We start from the raw sequence: 18,605 nt of genomic DNA, 5'->3' as shown, positions 1-18,605 counted from the left end.
GATTTGGGGGTGGGAGAATGGCGGGAGGTCGGGTGACCATGGACTTTCGCGGCCGCTCAATCTCCCCATGATCGCGGCGCGCGCAGGGGCGAGAGGCCGGCGCTCGCTGCGGCGACCAGATCATCGCCGCTTTCGAGCGAGGCTTCACGGGCGCCCGGCGGGTTCGCACGGGGAATGATCATATCGTCGCGGCCGCTGTCGATTCGGCCGGGCGGCTGCGCGCGCGAAGGCTGGGCACGAGCAGAAGCACGCTGCCCGCGACCAGCACGAGGTTGACGATCCATGCCATCGGGTCGGCGGCGGCGAGGCCTTCGCGCAGCGCCAGGTGAACCGCGACCGCGAGCAGGGTCAGCGTGGCAGTCGCGATGCGGCCGACGCGCGCGAGACTCGGCGCGGCGAGGCGGATCGCGGCGGCGAAAAAGAGGAGGCTGACGGCGAGCCATGTGCCAATCGCGGCGGGCGCGCTTGCGGTCGCGATGGCGGCGACGGTGGCGGCGGCAAAGCCTGCGGGCTGGCCCCATACGGTCGCGGCCCAGGCGCGTTCCCATCGCGGTGCCGGGCGGCCTCTGTCGCGGCGCCGCGCGAGCCAGATGTTGACCCCGCTCGCGGCGAGATAGGTGAGACCGAGCCCGAGCGCGAAATAGATGATCTTGACGATCCCGCCGCCGAACCAGCCGAAATGGAGCTGGCCCATGCCGCCGAGCAAATCTTCGCCGAGATTATTGTCGGCCGCCTTTTGCACATTGTAGAGGCTCGCATCGCGGCGGAAGGCATAGCTGTCGGTGCCTGCCATGCGGTCGGGCTGCTTGACGTTGAACAGCGCGGCGCCGCCTTGCTCGGTCGGATGCTCGGTAAAGATATAGGTGATGCGGCCGCCGTCCTGCGGCAGCTTGGCGAACATGGGCTTGAGGTCGAGCACCGGCGCGGGGCGCGGGTCGTCAACTGGCGGCGGCGGGAAGAAGAGCGCATAGACCTTGTTCGCATCGCCGTTGAACATCGCCATGCCGAGCACCCCGACGATGATCGTCGTGAGGCCGAGGAAAGCGCCGGTGAGCGAGATGATGATGTGAAAGGGCAGCGCCCATACACCGAGCCGGTTGTGGAGATCGGCCTCCTGCAGCCGCTTCGACCCGCCGAGCCGGAGGTGGAAGGCGTCGCGGAAGATACGCGGGTGCGCGAGGATGCCCGAGACGAGCGAGGACAGGAGCGCGACGCCAATCAGCCCGACGAGGAAGACGCCCCAGGTGATGGGGAGGTGGAGGTTGATGTGGAGGCGCGTGATGAACTCGGTCCACGCGAAATCCTGTCCGGCGGCGATCTTGCCCGCCGCGTCGGCGAGAAATTCGCGGTCGGTGTCGGCATCGACGTGGAGGAGGAGGCGCGGGAAGTCGGGCGAGGGAAGCGTGATATAGACATGCTCGACCCCGGGGCCGCCCGCGGCGATCGCGCCAGCGAAGGCGGTCTGCACCGCGTCGGGGCTGGCGGTCGCGAGGTGCGGGCCGGCGGCGCTTTCCCAGCGCTGGAACTCATGCGCAAAGACCGCGATGCTGCCCGACAGGCAGATGAGGTAGATGAGCGCGGCGAAGGCGAGGCCGAGGCTGCTGTGGCCGCGGAGCACCGCGCGAACGAAGCCCGCGGGGATGCGCCCCATCAGATCCTTTTTCTTCGTGGGCTTCGGGGCGGGAGCGGCGGTCATGCGAAGCCCTTCACGATGGCGGCGGTAAAGCTGATAATCGCGACGCCGGTGAGCACGGCGGTCGCGCGGAGGATGCGGTTGTCGGCGAGCGTCCATGCCATGCAGCCGCCCCAGATCAGGGGGACGAGGAGCCCGCCGACGACGAGCCGCGTCTGCTGTTCGCCGGGGACAAGCGCGGCCCAGGCGATGCCGACGCCCATCGCGGCGATCATGCCGATCGGGCCCGCGAGCAGCCAGCGCAAGGTCTCGCGGCCTTTGGTCGTCGCGCGATCGGAGGGTTCGGGGGCGAGGCTTTCGCGCTCGGCGCGCGCTTTCGCCTGGCGGACGGTGTAGTTCGCGGCGACGACGGCAAGCGCGGCGACGGGGACGATCGCGAGCGCGACGAAGGGGCCGCGTGCGGGGCCGAGGAGCCAGGCGGGGAGGATCGTAGCGGCGACGATGAGCAGCCAGCCGAGGGCGACGAGCCCGGTCTGCCGCTGCCTCGCCTGCCACGAGCGGCGGAGCAGCCATGCGCCCGCGCCCGCCGCGACGGCGATCAGCAGCGACGGCAAAAGCGCCGGCGTGTCTTCCATATGTCCCCCTTACGCGTTCAGACACACTATTGACTCGCATTCGCAATAGCAATAGCGGCCCCTCGTTAGCGAAGCGGGGAGCTAAAGACAATGACGAAGAATTTCCGGCCGGTACTGGCCCTGATGCTCGCGGGCGCGGCGATGCCCGTTCATGGCCAAGAGACCGCAATGGCGGCGGCGACGGCCGCCGGTGCCGAAGCGGGCGCTGCGGGCGAGCACAGCGAGATCGTCGTCACCGGCATGAAGTTCGACCGCTCGTTGCAGGACACGCCCGAGAGCGTGAAGGTGTTCACGGCCGAAGAGATCGACCGGCAGAATCTGGTCAGCGTCTACGATCTGATCGACCGCACCGCGAACCTGTCGTCGACCTTTGCCGAATCGGGTTTTAATATCCGCGGCATTTCGAACAAGAATGTCTCGGGCTACGGCTTCGGCAATCTTGCGACCATCTATCTCGACGGGTCGCCTTTGCCGACCGAGGCGGCAGGGGGCGGACCGCTCGACCTGTGGGATCTCGAGCAGGCGGAAATCTTGCGCGGGCCGCAGTCGACTCTACAGGGGCGCAACGCGCTCGCGGGCGCGATCATCCTCAAGACCACCGACCCCAGCTTCGACTGGCGCGGCAAGGCGCGCGCGATGATCACCGACGCCGACGGCGAATATCGCCTTGCCGCTGCGATCGGCGGGCCGATTATCGACGATGTGCTCGCGTTCCGCGTCGCGGGCGAACTGGCTCGCGGGGACGGGTTGATCAAGAACCAGCTGACCGGCGGTCATTATGCGAAGACGGACAGCGAGGTGGTGCGCGCCAAATTGCTGTTCACCCCGGCGGGTGCCGACGGGCTTCAGGTCAAGCTCGCCTACCTCTATGATCGCCATTACGGCAATGATGGGCGCGGCTATGTGTTCAGCGACGTTCCAGGCGCGTGGAGCAACCGTCATGTCGAGGCCAACCGACCGACCTTCACGCGGACGAGCACCGACCTGTTCACCGCCGACCTGTCGCTGCCGCTCGGCAATATCTTCACCTTGTCGTCGGTGAGCACGTACAACCACCTCAAGACCTTTTCGACCTATGACGGCGAATTGCGTCCCGAGGACGAGGCCTATGGCGACTTCGCGACCGACCAGAAGATTTTCAGCCAGGAGGTACGGCTGAACTTCGATACCGGCCCGCTGCAGGGGCTGGTCGGCGGCTATTATTCGCGGCTGAAGAATCCGCGGTCCGATTCGAACAGTACGTTCAGCCTCGATCCCGATGTCGATCTGGGGCTGACGCCGCAGGTCGCGGCGCTGCTCCAGAGCCAGTTCGGGCTGCCGGCCGACCAGGCGCTGGGGCTCGCGCAGCTCGCGCGCAGCTATTACCCGCCGCGCGTCTTCATCTCGTCGGACCAGCGCTATGCGGTCGATATCGAAACGATGGCGCTGTTCGGCGACGCGAGCCTCGAGGTCGCGCCGGGGCTCAAGCTGCTCGTGGGCTTCCGCTACGACCATGAGCGGCAGAAGGTCGCGAACGACAATGTCGTCGTGCTCAATACGGTGCTGCCCGACCCGGCCGCCGCGCCCGACCCGACGCTGGGGCTGATCCTCCAGCAGATCAACGCGCTGCTGCTCCAGACGGTCGCCGATGCGAACAGCGTCGGCCCCGAATCGACGACCACTTACAAGGCGTTCCTGCCCAAGGGCGGGGTGTCGTGGGAGATCGCGCCCGACAAGACATTGAGCGCCATCGTCCAGCGCGGCTATCGCTCGGGCGGCAGCGCGGTCAATCCCGGGCGCGCGACGACGCATGTCTACGATCCCGAATATACGTGGAATTACGAGCTGTCGCTGCGCACCCAATGGTTCGACCGGCGGCTGACCTTCAACGCCAACGCCTTCTACATCGACTGGAAGGACCAGCAGGTCTATGTCCAGCTGTCCGACAATGTCTATGATTATGAGACGCAGAATGCAGGCAGTTCGCGTGTCTGGGGTTTCGAAGTCGAAAGCGATTTCGACGTCACCGATCGCCTCAACATCTATGGCTCGGTCGGCTATGCCAACAGCAAATTCCTCGATTTCGAGACGACGGGCGGGCAGGTGCTCGACCTGTCGGGCTTCGAATTTGCCAATGCGCCCCGCTGGACATGGGCGGCGGGGTTCGACTGGCGTGACCCGTCGGGTTTCAATGCCAACCTCAACGTCAATTATCGCGGCCCGCAGTTCCAGGACATCCGCGACCAGAGCGGCGGCCGCGGCGTGCCGGGCCGCACGCTCGTCAACGCGAAGATCGGGTACGCCAACGAAAATTTCGGCGCCTATCTGGTCGCCACCAATATCTTCGACGACGAATATTACGACTATCAATATGAGAATGGCGGCCGGATGCAGGCATTGTTCGGCGAGCCGCGGATGATCGGGCTGACCTTCGAAGGGCGGTTCTGACCGGCGGGGCGCTGTCGCCGTTGCCGGTCAGCGCCCGCCGACGGGTGGTGCCGTCCGGCGCGCCAGGCGTTCCCAGACCGCGACCGCCGCGAGAAGCAGCGTCGTGCACCATCCCATAACCAGCAGATTGGCATTAAGCCCGACAGGCGCAAGCGCCAGCGCCGCGACGATTCCGGCTAGGTGTGAGGCCGGTATGCGGCCATGGACGACGCGGCGGTAAATCGCGCTACCCGCGAGATAGAGCGTCGGCCCGGCTGCGATCACCAGCACTTGCGGCAGCTTTGCGTGGCCGTCGGGAAGCTCCATCGCGAGATCGTTGCCGACCGCACAGACGATGATACCCGCGACGAGGATCGCGTGGACATAGTTGAACCAGGCGCCGATACGTCCCGGATCGTCCGAGGTCGTGATCTTTGCCGTCGCGTCCTTGCTCGAGGTGCCGAAATAGAGCCACCAGAGCGCGAGCGTGCCGAGGAAGGTTGCGCCGAGCGCCGAGAGGATCGGCGCATTCCACGTTGCGCCCTCCGCCAGCGTCGCGCCGGTCGCGATCAACGTCTCGCCGAGCGCGAGGATCACGAACAGTTGGCAGCGCTCGGCGAGATGGCCGCCCTCGATCGTCCACTCGCTTGTGCGCGATCGCCCGAGCCCCGGAAACGCGAAGCCCGTCATGGGCGCGACATATTCGAGGATCACCGCGATCCCCCAGAGCGCGAGCCTCTGTTCGGGTCCCGCCAGCGCCCCGGCGATCCAGAAACAGGCCGAGACGGCAAACCATGCCGCCATGCGGAGATAATTGGCGGCCAGCGGATTCGATCGATCGAGCGCGAAGACTATGAAGAGCGTACGGCCGAGTTGAAGCGCCACATAGCAGCCGGCAAACACGAGGCTCCGGTTACCAAAGGCATCGGGGATGGCGGCCGACATGATGAGCGCGAACAGCATCAGCAGGAAGAGAAGGCCGCGCATCCACGGATGTTCGGGGTCGAACCAGTTGGTGACCCAGCAGGTATATTGCCAGCCGAGCCAGACCGCGAACCAGAGGATCAGCGTTTCGACCGCGCCGACCAGGCTCAAATGGTGGAGCAAGAGATGGCTGAGCTGGGTGACCGCGAAAACATAGACGAGGTCGAAGAACAATTCTTCGAAGGTCACGCGCGCGTGGTGGCCGCTGCGGTCGCGCAGGATCAACCGGCGGAACGGAGTCATCGCGAGAAGCGCCAGATTGCAACGGCGGCGAGGGCGGCGGGAATCAGGAAGACGATGAACAGGATCGGCAATTCCTCGCGCGCCGAATAGCCGGCCTTTGTCACCCCGACCCACATGTTGAGCAAGGCGACCGCCAACCAGACGGGGATGAAATATTTCGCCGCAAGCGCGAGGTCGGGGCGTGTCCCGCCCCACAAATGGCCGAAGAGCAGGAACAGCCCGAGCAGCACCGCGCCGCCTGTGATGACCAGCAGCATATGCATGACATTTTCCCCTTCGAAATCCGCCCCGGCTTAATCCCGCGCGTTCGCAGCGAAAAGAGGGACGGACGGCGCGGCGGCGCGCCGTCCGTCCGGCTGTCCCGGCCGCGTCGCGGCGGCCGGGGGAGGGGTCATTTGGTCGTGTAGCCGCCGTTGACGAGGATCGTCTGGCCGGTCATCCACCAGCCGTCCGAAACGAGCATGCGGATCCACGGCACGATATCCTCGATGTCGGTGAGCCCGGTCTTCGTGAAGGCCGAGAGCGCCGCCGCCGACTTATGATAGGCCTGTGCGTCGGCTTCTTCGGCGGGATAGAAGAAGGGCGTGTCCATCGGCCCGGGGCCGATCGCGGTGACCGAAATGCCGCGCGCGCCGAACTCCTTCGACGCGGCGCGGGTGAAATGCTCAACTGGCGCCTTGGTCCCCGCATAAGCGGCGTAGAAGGGGGTGTAGGCGCCGAGCAGCGACGTCACGAGCGTGCAGACCTTGCCATTGTCGTTCACATGCTTGCCCGCCTCTTTCAAGAAGAAGAAGGCGGTTTTCGAATTGACTGCGGTCATTTCGTCATATTCGCCCTCGCTGATGTCGGTGAAGGGTTTTTTCAGCACCTTGCCGACGGTGTTGATCGCGATGTCGGGGCGGCCGATCGCGGCGATCATGTCGGCGAACAGCTTTTCGACGGCCGCGGCGGATGTGAGGTCGGCCTGGAATGCCACGGCTTCGGAACCCGCCGCGCGGACCGCGGCGAGCGTGGCTTCGGTTTCGGCGGCCGACGCGGGGCTGTTGTAATGGATCGCGATCGCCTTTGCGCCGTGCGCCGCGAGGTCGCGCGCGATCAGCCCGCCCAGATTCTTGCCGCCCCCGGCGATGAGGACGGTCTTACCCTTGATGCTGTGATCGGCCATTTTGGTCTCCTTGGCTGTTGTTTTTCCAAGGCTAAGCCGCTTTCGCCTTGCCCGCTTTCAAAATCCGGCACAGATTCGGGAAATCGTCATGGCGAGTCGTGGGGGCTTGCAAGGTGGGTGATTGACCGAAGCCGCAACCGTCTGGGATGGCATCCGGCCGCGATCGGGGCGCGACGTCGTCGCCCGGCATCAGGCGCAGATCGGTCGGCTGGGTGTGCTGGCCGCCACCGAAAATCTGGCTTCGCCGACCGACTGGGCCTTTGAAGAAGCGCATCATGTCGTCGTCGTCCATCTCGGCGGGCGGCTCGACCGGATGGATTGCGAATTTTCGGTCGGACCTTCAGGGTCCGTGATGCCGGCACGCGGCGATATATGGATTATCCCGGCCGCGTGCCGCTATGCCGCGCTGGCGCAGGGCGACCGTGCCGAGTTCGTCGAACTGAGCGTGCCGACGGCGCTGCTCGCCGATGCGCCGATGGCGGCGCGCGTGAAGCATCGCGACGATTTCGTCTTTCGCGCGGGCGCACGCCTTGCCGAGCTTGTTTGCCGGTCGGACGACGATCTGGCGCGGATGGCGGCGCACGAGGTCGGCGACGCGCTCGAGCGGCACCTGGGAACGCACTACGGCTATCGCGCGCGGGCGGCGCGCCACCGGGCGCTGTCGGCGTCGGATCGCAACCGGCTGGCCGATGCGGTACGCGGCCAACTCGACGGCGAGCATAGTCTGGCCGCGCTCGCGGCGCTGGTCGGCATGGATATCCGGCGCTTTACCGATGCCTTTCACGACGCCTTCGGCCTGTCGCCCTGGCAATATGTGATGCGCGCGCGGCTCGACGAGGCGGCGCGGCAGCTGTGGCATGGCGCGGAGCCGGTGACCGAGGTGGCGCTGGCGACGGGTTTTGCCTCGCCGAGCCATTTTGCGACCGCCTTTGCGCGGCGCTTCGGGGTGCCGCCGTCGCGCTACCGTGCCGCAGCACGATAGCGCGGGCGGCTCGGTGCGTCAGAACTTCAGGCGCGCTCCGACGTAGAATTGACGGCCGTTGTCATAGATCGCGCGCGGGCGGTCGCGGGTGCCCGAATATTGCTCTATCTTTTCGTTTGTCAGGTTCACCGCGTCGGCGGTGAGCGCGACATTGTCGGTGATGTTGATGCTGACCGACGCGTCGAGCGACGAGAGCGCGGCCTGGTTGAGCGGCGCCGCGCGGTCGATGTCGATGAAGAATTTCGACCGGTAGTTATACGACAGCCGCGCGCTGACGAGGTCGTTTTCGAAATAGCCCGTGAGGTTGAGCGAATGTTTCGAATTGCCCGGGATCGGATCGCCGTTGTTCGCCTTGGCGTCGGAGTAGGTGTAGTTGACCACCGCGCCGAAACCGCCCCAGATCGGGCGCGACACCTGGAATTCGAAGCCCTGGTTGCGCCCGCCGTCGCCGTTGCTGCGCCGGTTGATCTGATAGGGACAGTTGAAAAGGTTCGGATTGGCGCCGCCCGCCGCGACGCAGCCTGCGGGCTCTGACCCCGGCACGAAGACGCTCGGCAGGATTTCGGTCGAGGTCGTGTTGACGATATACGACTGGATATCCTTGTAGAAGGCGGCGAGCGCGACGATCGTCTCGCGGTCGGGATAGAATTCGATCGACAGGTCGTACTGGTTGGCGCGGTAGGGATCGAGGTTCGGATCGCCGCCGCGCCCGGTCAGCAGCGTGCCGTTGAGATCGACGCCGGGGGTGATGTCGACGAAGTCGGGGCGCGTCACCGTCTTGCCCGCCGCGAAGCGCAGCACGACCTGATCCGACAGGTCGACCGACAGGTTCGCGCTCGGCAGGATGTCGGTGTAGGAGCGTTTCGCGCGCGACGGGGTGAAGCCGCCGAACGGGTTGGTGAATTCGGGATCGGTGCCGCCGATGATGAAGCCATTCGAAGTCTGCTTGGTTTCGATCACGCGCACGCCGACATTGCCGCGCCAGCCGTCGCCGCCGAATTTGGCGAGGCCATAGCCCCCCCATGCCTTTTCGTTGATCGAATAGGCGTTGCCGGGGACGAGGAAGCGGTCGTTGCTCGGCGACGTCGACGCGCCATAGATCGCGCGGAGCTTCGCGGGATCGACACGCCAGTAATCGCGCAGCGTGCCGGGAGCGGCGATATTATCGAGGAAGTCGCCGGGCATGCCGCCGCCGGTCGCGAAATCGGCCGAGGTGCACGGCGCGCCGTTGCAGCGAAGCCCGGGCGTGAAGACGCCGCCGTTGGTAGCGAAGCGTTCGGCGACGCGGTCGTGGTCGGTATATTTGAGCCCGAATTTGAGCGCGGTGAGCGGGCCCCATTCGACCTCCTTCTCGACGTCGAAATAGACATATTTCTCTTCATCGTCGTTGGTGACCGACTGGATGCGTCCGAAGTCGGGGCGAATTCCGGCGGGATCGAGCGGATCGGGGTTCGCGAAGCTGACTTCGGGGCGGCCGCTGGTGAGGTCGTAGCTGAAGGCGCCGGGGCCGGCGAATTCGATGAAATTCTCGTTGCTCGTGTCGCCGTTCGCCTTGGTCCAGCCCGCCTTGAAATGGACCGAGAGGCTGTCGGTCGGACGGTAGGTGAGGTCGAAATCGGCCGAGACGGTCTTGGCGACCGCCTGCCGGTCGATCGCGTCGTAAACGACGCCGAAGCCCGTCGTGCCGCCGTTCGCCGAGGCGATGTCCCCCGACACCGCGACGCCGTCCTGCACCACGGCATTGCTGATCGTGCCGCCGCCGGCGAGCGCCTGTTCGCCCCACGCGATATAATTCTGGTTGAAATTGTCGGCGTTGAAACGCGAGTAGAGACCGGTGATGTTGACTTCGAGCTGATCCGACGGGCGGAACTGGATGCCGATATTGGCCCCATAGCGTTCGCGGTCCTGTTCGAACAAGGTCGAGCCGATCAAGGTCGGGACGAGCGCGTCGCCGCCACCGACGGGGAAGGAGCGGTAGCCGAAGATTTCGAGCCCGTCGCGGCGCGTGCGGCGCTTCTGGTAGATCGCACCGACGAGCACGCCGAACGTCTCATCGGCATTTTTCCAGCTGACGAGCCCCGACACCTGCGGATCGACCTTGCCCGAGAGGTCCGAATAGGCCGCCTGTACCGACGCCGAGAGGGTGAGCGGATCGAGGTCGAGCGGATTGCGCGTGATGACGTTGATCGTGCCGCCGACGCCGCCTTCCTCGACGTCGGCCTGCGGGCTCTTGTAAACCTCGAGGCGGCCGATGATCTCGGCGGGCAGGGTGAGATAGTTGAAGCTGCGCGTCGAGGCGACCTGGTCGAGGATGAACCAGTCGGCGGTCGCGACGCTGTGGCCATTGAGGAGGGTCTTGGTGAGGTTCGGCGCGGTACCGCGCAGCGAGACGCGCTCGCCCTCGCCGAACTCGCGGTTGACGACGATGCCGGGGACGCGCTGGAGCGCTTCGGCGACATTCTTGTCGGGGAACTTGCCGACATCCTCGGCGGTGACGACATCGGCGATCACCGACAGGTCGCGCTTGGCGTCGATCGCTTCGCGCAGCGATCCGCGGATGCCAGTGACGACGATTTCGCTCTCGGCTGCAGCGTCTTCGGCGGGCGCGTCGGTCTGCGCCTGCGCGGCGGAAGCGGCCAGCAGCATCGTACCAATGCTCGCCGAAGCAAGCCAATATCGGATATTGGTCATGTCAAATTCCCTCCACATGGATGCCAATCAGCTATATTTGCTGATTTACAACGGAATTTATACGGACCAATTTCAGGGTCAATCTCGCTTCATCGCGAAATATGACCCATTCAAGCTGCCGCATAGCTATTTTTGGTAATATATTGGTTCTGCCAAAATGCTTATTGGCGTTCTAACCAGTTTGGGGGCGACTCAATGGTCGGGAAGGCGCTGGTTTGCGAAGCCCCAACCCTTGAGGTCGGCGTCGGCGGCGCGTTCGAGCAGCGCATCGGCATCGCCGATCGTCCAGTGCCCCGCCTTTTCGATATCGCCCAGCGCATCCCAGCCGACCGGCACCGCGACGGGGGCGTTTTCGCGCGCGCGGACAGAATAGGGCATGATCGCGGTGCTGCCGCGCTGGTTGCGCAGCCAGTCGATGAAGATCTTGCCCTTGCGCTTTGCCTTGCTCATCGTCGCGACATAGCGGTCGGGCTCGGCGAGGCTCAGCGCCTCGGCGAAGCGTTTCGAAAAATCCTTGTGCGCGTCCCAGCTGTGCCCCGGATCCACCGGCACGACGACATGCACGCCCTTGCCGCCCGACAGCATCGCGAAGCTGACGAGCCCGATGTCGGCGAGCTGGCGGCGGATATCGAGCGCGGCCTTCTTGACATCGGCGAAGGCGAGCCCCTCGTCGGGGTCGAGGTCGAACACCATGCGGTCGGGCTTTTCGAGCGCGTCGACATGGCTGGCCCAGCCGTGGAATTCGATCGTCCCCATCTGGATGCAGGAGAGAATGCCGTCGGCATCCTCGACATAGAGATAATCCTCGTGCCCCCCATCCTTCTCCTTGATCGGGACGTGGTGGACATGCTCGCCGAAGCTCCCCGAGTCATGCTTCTGGAAAAAGCATTTCTTCGCGCGTCCTTGCGGACAGCGAACGAGGCTGATCGGGCGGCGCGCCATGTGCGGCAGCATCAGCGGGGCGATCGCGGCATAATAGTCGGCAAGGTCGCCCTTGGTCGCCTTCGCTTCGGGGAAGATGATGCGATCGCGGCTGCTGATCGTCACATCGCTCGCGGGCTCGGGCGCGGGCTGTTTGGTTTCGGAGGTCACCTGTTTGGCCTCCTTGTCGCTGCGCAGGCCCAGAAAGCTCGCGTGGCGGACCGAACCGCTCGCGGTAAATTCGGCGAAGGCGATTTCGGCGACAAGATCGGGCTTGAGCCAATGCGCCTTGCGCGCAGCGGCCATATCGACATCGAGCGGCGGCGTCTTGCGTTCGAGCCGCGCGAATGTCTTCGCGAGCGCGGCCATCGTGTCGGTATCGAAGCCGGTGCCGACATTGCCCTTGTAGACGAGCTCGCCCTTCTCCCGCTGCGCAAGAAGGAGCGAGGCAAAGGGGCGGCCCTTCGCCGACGAGGGGTTCCAGCCGACGATGACGAACTCCTGCCGCCGCGTGCATTTGACCTTCACCCAGCTTTTGTTGCGGCGGCCGACGTAAACGGCGTCGGCGCGCTTCGAGATGATGCCTTCCTGCCCGGCGCCGCACATGGCGGCATAGAGCCTTTCGCCCGCGCCGATGACATGGTCGGCGACCGCGACCGGGGGCTTCGCGTCACGCAAAAGGGCCTCGAGCCTCTCCTTGCGTTCGAGATTGCCGAGTTTGGCGAGCGACTTGCCGTCCGCTTCGAGCAGGTCGAAGGCGAAAAAGTGAAGGTCGGTCGCGTCGTCCTGCGCGCCGTGGCCGCGTTTGAGCACCGCCTGGAGCGAGGAGAAGTCGGGATTGCCGTCCTTGCCATAAGCGACGATTTCGCCGTCGATCAGGCAAGGCGGCAGGTCGAGCGCGGCGATGTGCCGGACGAGCGGGGCGAATTTGTCGGTCCAGTCGAGGCCGTTCCGTGTGTAGACGCGCACGTCCGATCCCGACGCGGCGATTTCGGCGCGGTAGCCGTCGTATTTGATCTCGTGGAACCAGCCGTTGCCCGATGGCACCGCATCCACGAGCGTCGCGAGTTGAAGCGGGCGGAACTTCGGTGGCTTGGCGCGGGACTTGATTTTCGCAACCTTAAGATTGTGCGTAGCGGCCGCCCGCATCTTTTTCGTGAAGGCCGCGCCCTTCGCGCCCTTCAGCGATTGCTCGCCGCCCTCGTCGCCCGCGATCTCGGCCATGGTGCGGCCGGTGAGGATGCTCGTTAGCTGGCGCCCGACGAGGTCGTCGCTGCCGCCGGCGTAGGCATCGTCGACTTTCCGCAGCAGCCAGTTTTCGCGTTTCTCTCCGGGGCGCGGTTTCATGCGGACGAGCAGCCATTCGCCCTTCATTCGCTCGCCGTCGAGAGTGAAATGGAGATGGCCCTTCTCCAGATCCTTTGCGCTTTTGCCCTCGATCGGCGCCCATGTGCCCTTGTCCCACAGCATCACGCTGCCGCCACCATATTCGCCCTTGGGAATCACGCCCTCGAACTCGGCATAGCTTATCGGATGGTCTTCGGTGCGTATCGCGAGGCGCTTGTCGGCGGGGTCGGCGCTCGGTCCCTTGGTCACCGCCCAGCTTTTGAGCACCCCGTCGACCTCGAGCCGGAAGTCGTAATGCAGCCGCGTCGCGTCGTGCTTCTGGACGATGAAGCGGTTGCCTCCTTCCTTCTGAACCTTGCCTGCGGGCTCGGGAGTCAGTTTGAAATCGCGCTTGGCGTTATATTGGGCGAGAGGGTCAGCGCGGGGCATTCCCATCTTCCTTGGGGCCGTCCTCTGCCTCGGGCAGCCAGCGTTCGACGAAGCGCAGCAGGATGAGCAGCATGAGCGCGAGCCCGGCGGCGATGAACACCACGGCGAAATAGCCCGCGCCGCTCGCAATACCGATCGCGGCGGTCAGCCAGATATGCGCGGCGGTGGTGAGGTTGCGCACTTCGCCGCCCTTAACGATGATCAACCCTGCCGCGATGATGCCGATGGCTGCCGCCATGCCCTCGATCACGCGGAGCGGGTCGATCGAGGAATCGGCGCCGCCGAGCTGGTGATAGAGCGCGATCGCAACGATGGTCATCAGCGAGGAACTGAGCGCGACCATCCCGTGGGTGCGAAGCCCGGCGTCGTAACCCTTGAGCTCGCGGTCGAGCCCGAGCAGCAGGCCGACGAGCGTCGCGACGCCGAGGCGCAGCAGCACCTGGACGTCGATCGTTTCCCACCAGAGCGCAGCGTTGAGCTCCATCAGGCGCGCTTCCGCTCGGCGGTCTTTTTCGCCGGGGCCTTTTTCGCGGGCGTCGTCTTCGTCCTGCTTGCCGCCGCCTTTTTCTTGCCGTCGACTGACGCCTTGAGCGCCGCCATCAGGTCGATGACGTTCGATCCGCCGCTCACCGGGCCGGGTTCCTCGACATCCTCGAGCACGCGTTTGCCCTTGGCTTTGGCCTTTTTGGCGATCACGCGCTTGATCGCATCGACATAATGATTGTGATAATCCGACGCGTCGAACTTGCCCGATTTCTTGTCGATCAGCGTTTCGGCGAGGTCGAGCAGGTCGGCGTCGGGTTTGCTATTTCCGACATCGCGGAAATAATTGGCCGCCTTGTTTACCTCGTCGGCGTAGCGCAGCACTTCGAGGACGAGCCCCTTGCCGCACGGACGCAGCCCGACGAGCTGTTCCTGCCCGCGCACCGACAGCTGGCCGAGCCCGACCTTCTTCGTGCGTTTCAGCGCTTCGCGCAGGACGACATAGGCCTCTTCGGCGAGTTCGTCGGCGGGGACGACATAATAGGGCTTGGCATAATAGAGGATGTCGATGTCGCCCGCGTCGACGAACTGGAGCAACTCCAGGGTGCGCTTGCTTTCGAGCTTGACCGCTTCGATCTCTTCCTCGTCGAGCAGGACATAATTGCCCTTCGACATCTCATAGCCCTTGACGATGTCGTCGGTGTCGATCGGCCCGATGCCGGGCACGACCTTTTCATATTTGACCGGCTTGCCGCTCGGTTCGTGGATCTGGCGAAAGCTGATCGCGGCGCCCGATTTGGTCGCGGCGTAGATTTCGACCGGGATCGACACCAGCGCGAGGCGGATCTGTCCCTTCCAATAGGCGCGTGCGGCCATGGCGCTCCCTTTCGCTTTCCCCATTCGGAGTCGGAGTCCAAATGTTCGGCGCCGCGAGGGGTTCCTTATGGCAGGATTGGATATCCTCCCCATGCCTTCGGCACAGGGAGGATGGGAGGGATCAGAAGTCGATCGACGCCGATGCCTTGAAGGTGCGCGGGGTGCCCTGCAGCAGTTGCGTGCCGAAGCTGCTGAACGCCGACGCCCAATAGCGCTTGTTCGCGACATTATCGACGCCGAAGCGCAGCGTCAGCGGCTTGTCGCCGACGACCGCGACATAGCGCGCGCCAAGGTCGAAGCGCGTCCATGAGCCGAGTTCGAGCGTGTTCGCCTGGTCCGCCGACTGCTTGCCGGTATGGACGACCCGGCCGGTCAGCGTCAGCGCCGGTACGAAGGGGAGATCCCATTCGACGTTGGCGTTGGCGGTCCATTCGGGGATGCCCGGTGCGTCATTACCCTGATTGGTGCCGCCCGGCGTCCGGCGCAGCTTCGGATCGTTGACCGCAACGCCGCCGATCAGCCGCAGCCCCTGAACGGGTTCGCCGTCGAGGGTGAATTCGATGCCGCGGTTGCGCTGTACGCCAAAGGGGCCGAAGACCAGCTCGTCGGGCGCCGCCGGATTGACGCGATAATCCGAGTTCGGACGATCGATCTGGAACCAGGCGAGCGCGGCGTTGAAGCGGCCGAAGCGGACCTTGCCGCCGACTTCATATTGCACCGAGGCATAGGGCGGCAGCACTTCGCCGCCGTTGGTCACGATGATGTCGGCGCCGCCACCGGGGTCGGCGACGGCCGGCGGCGCGGTCTGGCCCTGTTCGAGCCCCTCGATCCGGTTGGCGTAGAGCGAGAGCCCCTCGACCGGCTTCACGACCAGGCCGACGACGGGGGTCACGGCGTCCTTTTTGTAGGAACTGGTGAGGTCGCCCGCCTCGACGCCCGGACCGTCGCTATAGGCATAACCCTTGGTCGATATCTGCTGGAGACGGAGGCCGCCGGTCAGCAGGATGCGGTCGCCCCAGAAACCGATCGTGTTCGACGCGAACAGGCTGGCGACGCGCGTGCGGCCGATCGGGAAGGGATCGTCGATGTCGCCGCCGACGAAACCGCTCGCCGGGCGCGGCACATCGACGGGGTCATAGAGATTGTTGGCGAAGGTCCCGGAGAAAAAGTCGAACGCGTTGCGGTTGGTCTGCCAGCTGGCGGCGGCGCCGAAATTGATCTCGTGGCTGATGCCGCCGGCTTCGAGGTTGACGCGAAGCCCGGCCACCGCCGATTCATTATTGTCGGTGCGCGGCACATAGGAACCGCCGCCGCTGCCCGCGCCGGTCACGGGGTCGAGCAGGGTGAAGGAGCTGGTGATCTGGTCCTCGCGCCCGTCGCGCGCGCCGACGCGCGCGTAGAGTAGCGCGTTGTCGGCGATGTCATATTCGACGCTGAGCGAACCGAAGACATCCTCGGTCTCGATCGCGGCCCAGGGCTGGGCATAGTTGACGTCGGCGCGGGGCGGCGCGGGAATGGCGGTGCTCACCGTGATCTTGGGCCGCCAGTTCGACTGGCGCAGCCGCTGGTAATTGACGTTCAGCGAGGCGCGGAAAGCGCCGCCGTCATAATCGACGGTGCCGCCGACCGCGTAGGAGGAATGGAATTCGTCGTCGATGGCGATGTCGCCGCGGCGCGCCAGCCCGTTGATGCGGACGCCCCACGCGTCATCCTCGCCAAAGCGGCGCGCGACATCGAACGAACCGGCAAGTTGCGAATCGCCGACGAAGCCCAGCGTGACGCGCGACAGGTCGCGCTCGGCGCGCTTGGGGATCAGGTTGACGCTGCCGCCAATGCCGCCGCCGCTCGGTGCCGCGCCGTTGAGGAAGGCGCTGGCGCCGTTGATCACCTGCACCGACGAGAAAAGCTCGGGCACGACGAGCTGGCGCGGGGTGATGCCGTAGAGGCCGTCGAAACCGACGTCGTCCGAGCTGAGCGCGAAGCCGCGGATCACGAAGACTTCGCCCGAAATGCCGAAGCCCAGCGTGGTGCGGATCGTCGGGTCGTTCTCCAGCACTTCGCCGAGCGTGTCGGGCTGCTGGTTGAGGATCAGCGCTTCGTTATAGCTGCGGATATTGAACGGGACATCCTCGGCTGCCTTGGTGCCGAAGACGCCGACATTGCCGCCTGCGGTGACTTCGGTCTGGTTGCTCCGCTGCGCGGTGACGAGGATCTCTTCGGCGGTGCTGTCTTGCGCCATGGCCGGCGCGCACAGCGCGAACGCAGCACTCGCGGCGGAGAAGCCAAGCGCGGTACGGATGGTCGGACTGGTCACTGATATTCCCCTTATATGCGCGGCCTATCGCGCGCGTGATTCAGGCGCGGCGGGTACGCATCGCCCAGCCAACAGCCAAAACAGGTACCGAAAGCGCCGCCCACGCCGCGGCATCGCGCAGCCCGTCTCCGGTCAGCGCGACGACGAGCCCTGCGATGCTGACCAGCGCGAGCAGCAGCGGCACCGCGAAGATCGCGCGGAGGCGGCCCCCCTTCTTCATTCGGCGGGGATCAGCGTGCCGCCGCTTTCGACCTCGCGCACCAGCGCGTCGGTGCCGCTGCGTCGCTTGCCTAACCAGAGATAGAGGCCCGAGCCGAGGATGATCATCGTGAAGAGCGTCAGCACCGCCCACAGCAGCTTGAGCGGCAGCCCGCCATAGTCGCCGAAGTGGAGCGGCTGCGACAGTGCGAGCGCCTTCACATACCAGGGCATCGGCCGCGCGTCGGTAAACTCGCCGGTCTCGGCATCGATCAGCGCCGAGGTGAGCAGGCGTTCGGTCAGCGGCGTGTCGCCCTGGAAGAAGACGGCATAATGATGCTTGCTGCTGAACGCACCGCCGGGAAAGGCGATGAACTGCGGGTTGTTGCCAGGGATTTCGCGGCGCGCCGCGGCCATCGCCTTGTCGATCGATCCATAGCGCCCAGGGGCTACCGCGCCCTTGCCGGCATAGGCGCGCGTCATCTCGGCAAGCTCGGTCATTTGCCAATATTGGAAGATCGGTGTCGCGAGCGCGTTGATGACGCCCGTCGCGCCGACGACGGTCATCCACGCGAGCGCGACGATGCCGAGGAGATTATGATAGTCGAGCCATTTGACGCGGCGGCTGCGCGAGGTTCGCAGCGTGCCGAAGTCGAGCTTTTTCATGAAGGGCGCGTAAAGCACGACCCCCGAAACGATCGCGATCACAAAGAGCAGCCCCATCAGCCCGAGGAAGAGCATCCCAGGCAGGCCGAGGAACATGTCGGTGTGGAGCTGGAGCAGGAAGTGCATCACGCCGCTCTCGTCGACGGTCGCGGTCGCCTCGCCGGTCGAGCGGTCGAGGATTTGGATCGTCATATCCTCGGCGGGCGAACCCGGCCGCGGCGCGGTGGTGACCGTCATCGATGGCTGGTCGTTGTCGAACGCCATGAAGACCGGCACCTCGCCGGGGCGCGCCGCGAGCGCCTTTGCGAGCATGTCGTCGAGCGGTTTGAGGCCGGGTGCCTCGCCCGACGATCCGACCCCGGGCAGCCGATAGGCCGGCGCTTGTTCGGTCAGTTCGTCGATTTCATGGTGAAAGATAAGCGGCAGCCCGGTGGCACACAGCATGAGCAGGAATGCGGTGCAGACGATGCTCGTCCATTTGTGGATCAGGAACCATATGCGGATGGTCGCGCGTTGCATGGGCAAAGGTTGCTGCTATTGCGAGGAAAAATCAATAGCGCCCTATGGCCTGACGACCCGATTGACAACCGGTTTCACATCGAAGATTCCATCGTTCGGGCCAGCTACGCTAT

General features: G+C 65.2%; 15 protein-coding genes. 2 read left to right on the top strand and 13 right to left on the bottom strand.

Going from position 1 to position 18,605, the window contains the following annotated elements; all coding sequences use genetic code 11:
• Positions 1-56 precede the first annotated feature (56 nt).
• Genes ATE71_RS23000 through ATE71_RS02955 form a run of 3 tightly spaced genes read right to left on the bottom strand, consistent with a single transcriptional unit; the run spans position 57 to position 2,268 of the window.
• Positions 57-182: a hypothetical protein gene (locus ATE71_RS23000; protein WP_268801403.1), complete on the bottom strand. Its 126-nt coding sequence runs from the start codon at positions 180-182 to the stop codon at positions 57-59.
• Positions 179-1,696, bottom strand: coding sequence for a PepSY-associated TM helix domain-containing protein (locus tag ATE71_RS02960; RefSeq protein WP_082665042.1), 1,518 nt, complete (start codon positions 1,694-1,696; stop codon positions 179-181). Before ATE71_RS02960 ends, ATE71_RS23000 begins: the two co-directional genes overlap by 4 nt.
• Positions 1,693-2,268, bottom strand: coding sequence for a hypothetical protein (locus tag ATE71_RS02955; RefSeq protein ID WP_058801935.1), 576 nt, complete (start codon positions 2,266-2,268; stop codon positions 1,693-1,695). The genes ATE71_RS02960 and ATE71_RS02955 overlap by 4 nt, the downstream gene beginning before the upstream one ends.
• Before the next feature lie 90 nt (positions 2,269-2,358).
• On the opposite strand from ATE71_RS02955, the gene ATE71_RS02950 reads away from it, so the two are divergent.
• Positions 2,359-4,695 (top strand): TonB-dependent receptor, encoded by a 2,337-nt coding sequence (locus tag ATE71_RS02950; protein WP_082665041.1) that lies wholly within the window; start codon positions 2,359-2,361, stop codon positions 4,693-4,695.
• 27 nt (positions 4,696-4,722) lie between these two features.
• Here ATE71_RS02950 and ATE71_RS02945 read toward each other — a convergent pair whose 3' ends face one another.
• The 3 genes from ATE71_RS02945 to ATE71_RS02935 all read right to left on the bottom strand — a co-directional run bounded on the left by ATE71_RS02945 (position 4,723) and on the right by ATE71_RS02935 (position 7,066).
• Positions 4,723-5,901, bottom strand: coding sequence for a low temperature requirement protein A (locus ATE71_RS02945; protein ID WP_058801933.1), 1,179 nt, complete (start codon positions 5,899-5,901; stop codon positions 4,723-4,725).
• Positions 5,898-6,164, bottom strand: coding sequence for a hypothetical protein (locus tag ATE71_RS02940; protein WP_058801932.1), 267 nt, complete (start codon positions 6,162-6,164; stop codon positions 5,898-5,900). The genes ATE71_RS02945 and ATE71_RS02940 overlap by 4 nt, the downstream gene beginning before the upstream one ends.
• Before the next feature lie 128 nt (positions 6,165-6,292).
• A complete protein-coding gene (locus ATE71_RS02935; RefSeq protein WP_058801931.1) occupies positions 6,293-7,066 on the bottom strand; it encodes an SDR family oxidoreductase in 774 nt (257 codons plus the stop codon).
• 121 nt (positions 7,067-7,187) lie between these two features.
• On the opposite strand from ATE71_RS02935, the gene ATE71_RS02930 reads away from it, so the two are divergent.
• Entirely contained in the window at positions 7,188-8,048 is an 861-nt protein-coding gene (locus tag ATE71_RS02930; protein WP_058801930.1) for a helix-turn-helix transcriptional regulator, read from the top strand.
• Between the two features lie 18 nt (positions 8,049-8,066).
• Here ATE71_RS02930 and ATE71_RS02925 read toward each other — a convergent pair whose 3' ends face one another.
• The 7 genes from ATE71_RS02925 to ATE71_RS02895 form a co-directional block, all read right to left on the bottom strand.
• The gene (locus ATE71_RS02925) at positions 8,067-10,739 is read right to left on the bottom strand and encodes a TonB-dependent receptor (RefSeq protein ID WP_235587880.1); all 2,673 of its coding nucleotides are present in this window, start codon (positions 10,737-10,739) and stop codon (positions 8,067-8,069) included.
• A 192-nt stretch (positions 10,740-10,931) separates the two neighbouring features.
• Positions 10,932-13,436: a DNA ligase D gene (gene ligD, locus ATE71_RS02920; protein ID WP_058801929.1), complete on the bottom strand. Its 2,505-nt coding sequence runs from the start codon at positions 13,434-13,436 to the stop codon at positions 10,932-10,934.
• Positions 13,423-13,920 (bottom strand): MgtC/SapB family protein, encoded by a 498-nt coding sequence (locus tag ATE71_RS02915; RefSeq protein ID WP_058801928.1) that lies wholly within the window; start codon positions 13,918-13,920, stop codon positions 13,423-13,425. The genes ligD and ATE71_RS02915 overlap by 14 nt, the downstream gene beginning before the upstream one ends.
• Positions 13,920-14,795, bottom strand: a complete 876-nt coding sequence (locus ATE71_RS02910) for a Ku protein (protein ID WP_058801970.1) — start codon at positions 14,793-14,795, stop codon at positions 13,920-13,922. Before ATE71_RS02910 ends, ATE71_RS02915 begins: the two co-directional genes overlap by 1 nt.
• Before the next feature lie 121 nt (positions 14,796-14,916).
• Complete coding sequence (locus ATE71_RS02905; RefSeq protein WP_058801927.1) at positions 14,917-17,109, bottom strand: TonB-dependent receptor; 2,193 nt, start codon at positions 17,107-17,109, stop codon at positions 14,917-14,919.
• A 40-nt stretch (positions 17,110-17,149) separates the two neighbouring features.
• Positions 17,150-17,329 (bottom strand): hypothetical protein, encoded by a 180-nt coding sequence (locus ATE71_RS02900; protein ID WP_058801926.1) that lies wholly within the window; start codon positions 17,327-17,329, stop codon positions 17,150-17,152.
• The gene (locus ATE71_RS02895) at positions 17,326-18,492 is read right to left on the bottom strand and encodes a PepSY-associated TM helix domain-containing protein (protein WP_058801925.1); all 1,167 of its coding nucleotides are present in this window, start codon (positions 18,490-18,492) and stop codon (positions 17,326-17,328) included. Before ATE71_RS02895 ends, ATE71_RS02900 begins: the two co-directional genes overlap by 4 nt.
• Positions 18,493-18,605: the final 113 nt, after the last annotated feature.

Source organism: Sphingopyxis sp. H115 (assembly GCF_001468465.1).
Taxonomy (GTDB): domain Bacteria; phylum Pseudomonadota; class Alphaproteobacteria; order Sphingomonadales; family Sphingomonadaceae; genus Sphingopyxis.
Note: the sequence above shows the minus strand (reverse complement) of the source record. Positions and strands in the feature narration are given on the sequence as shown.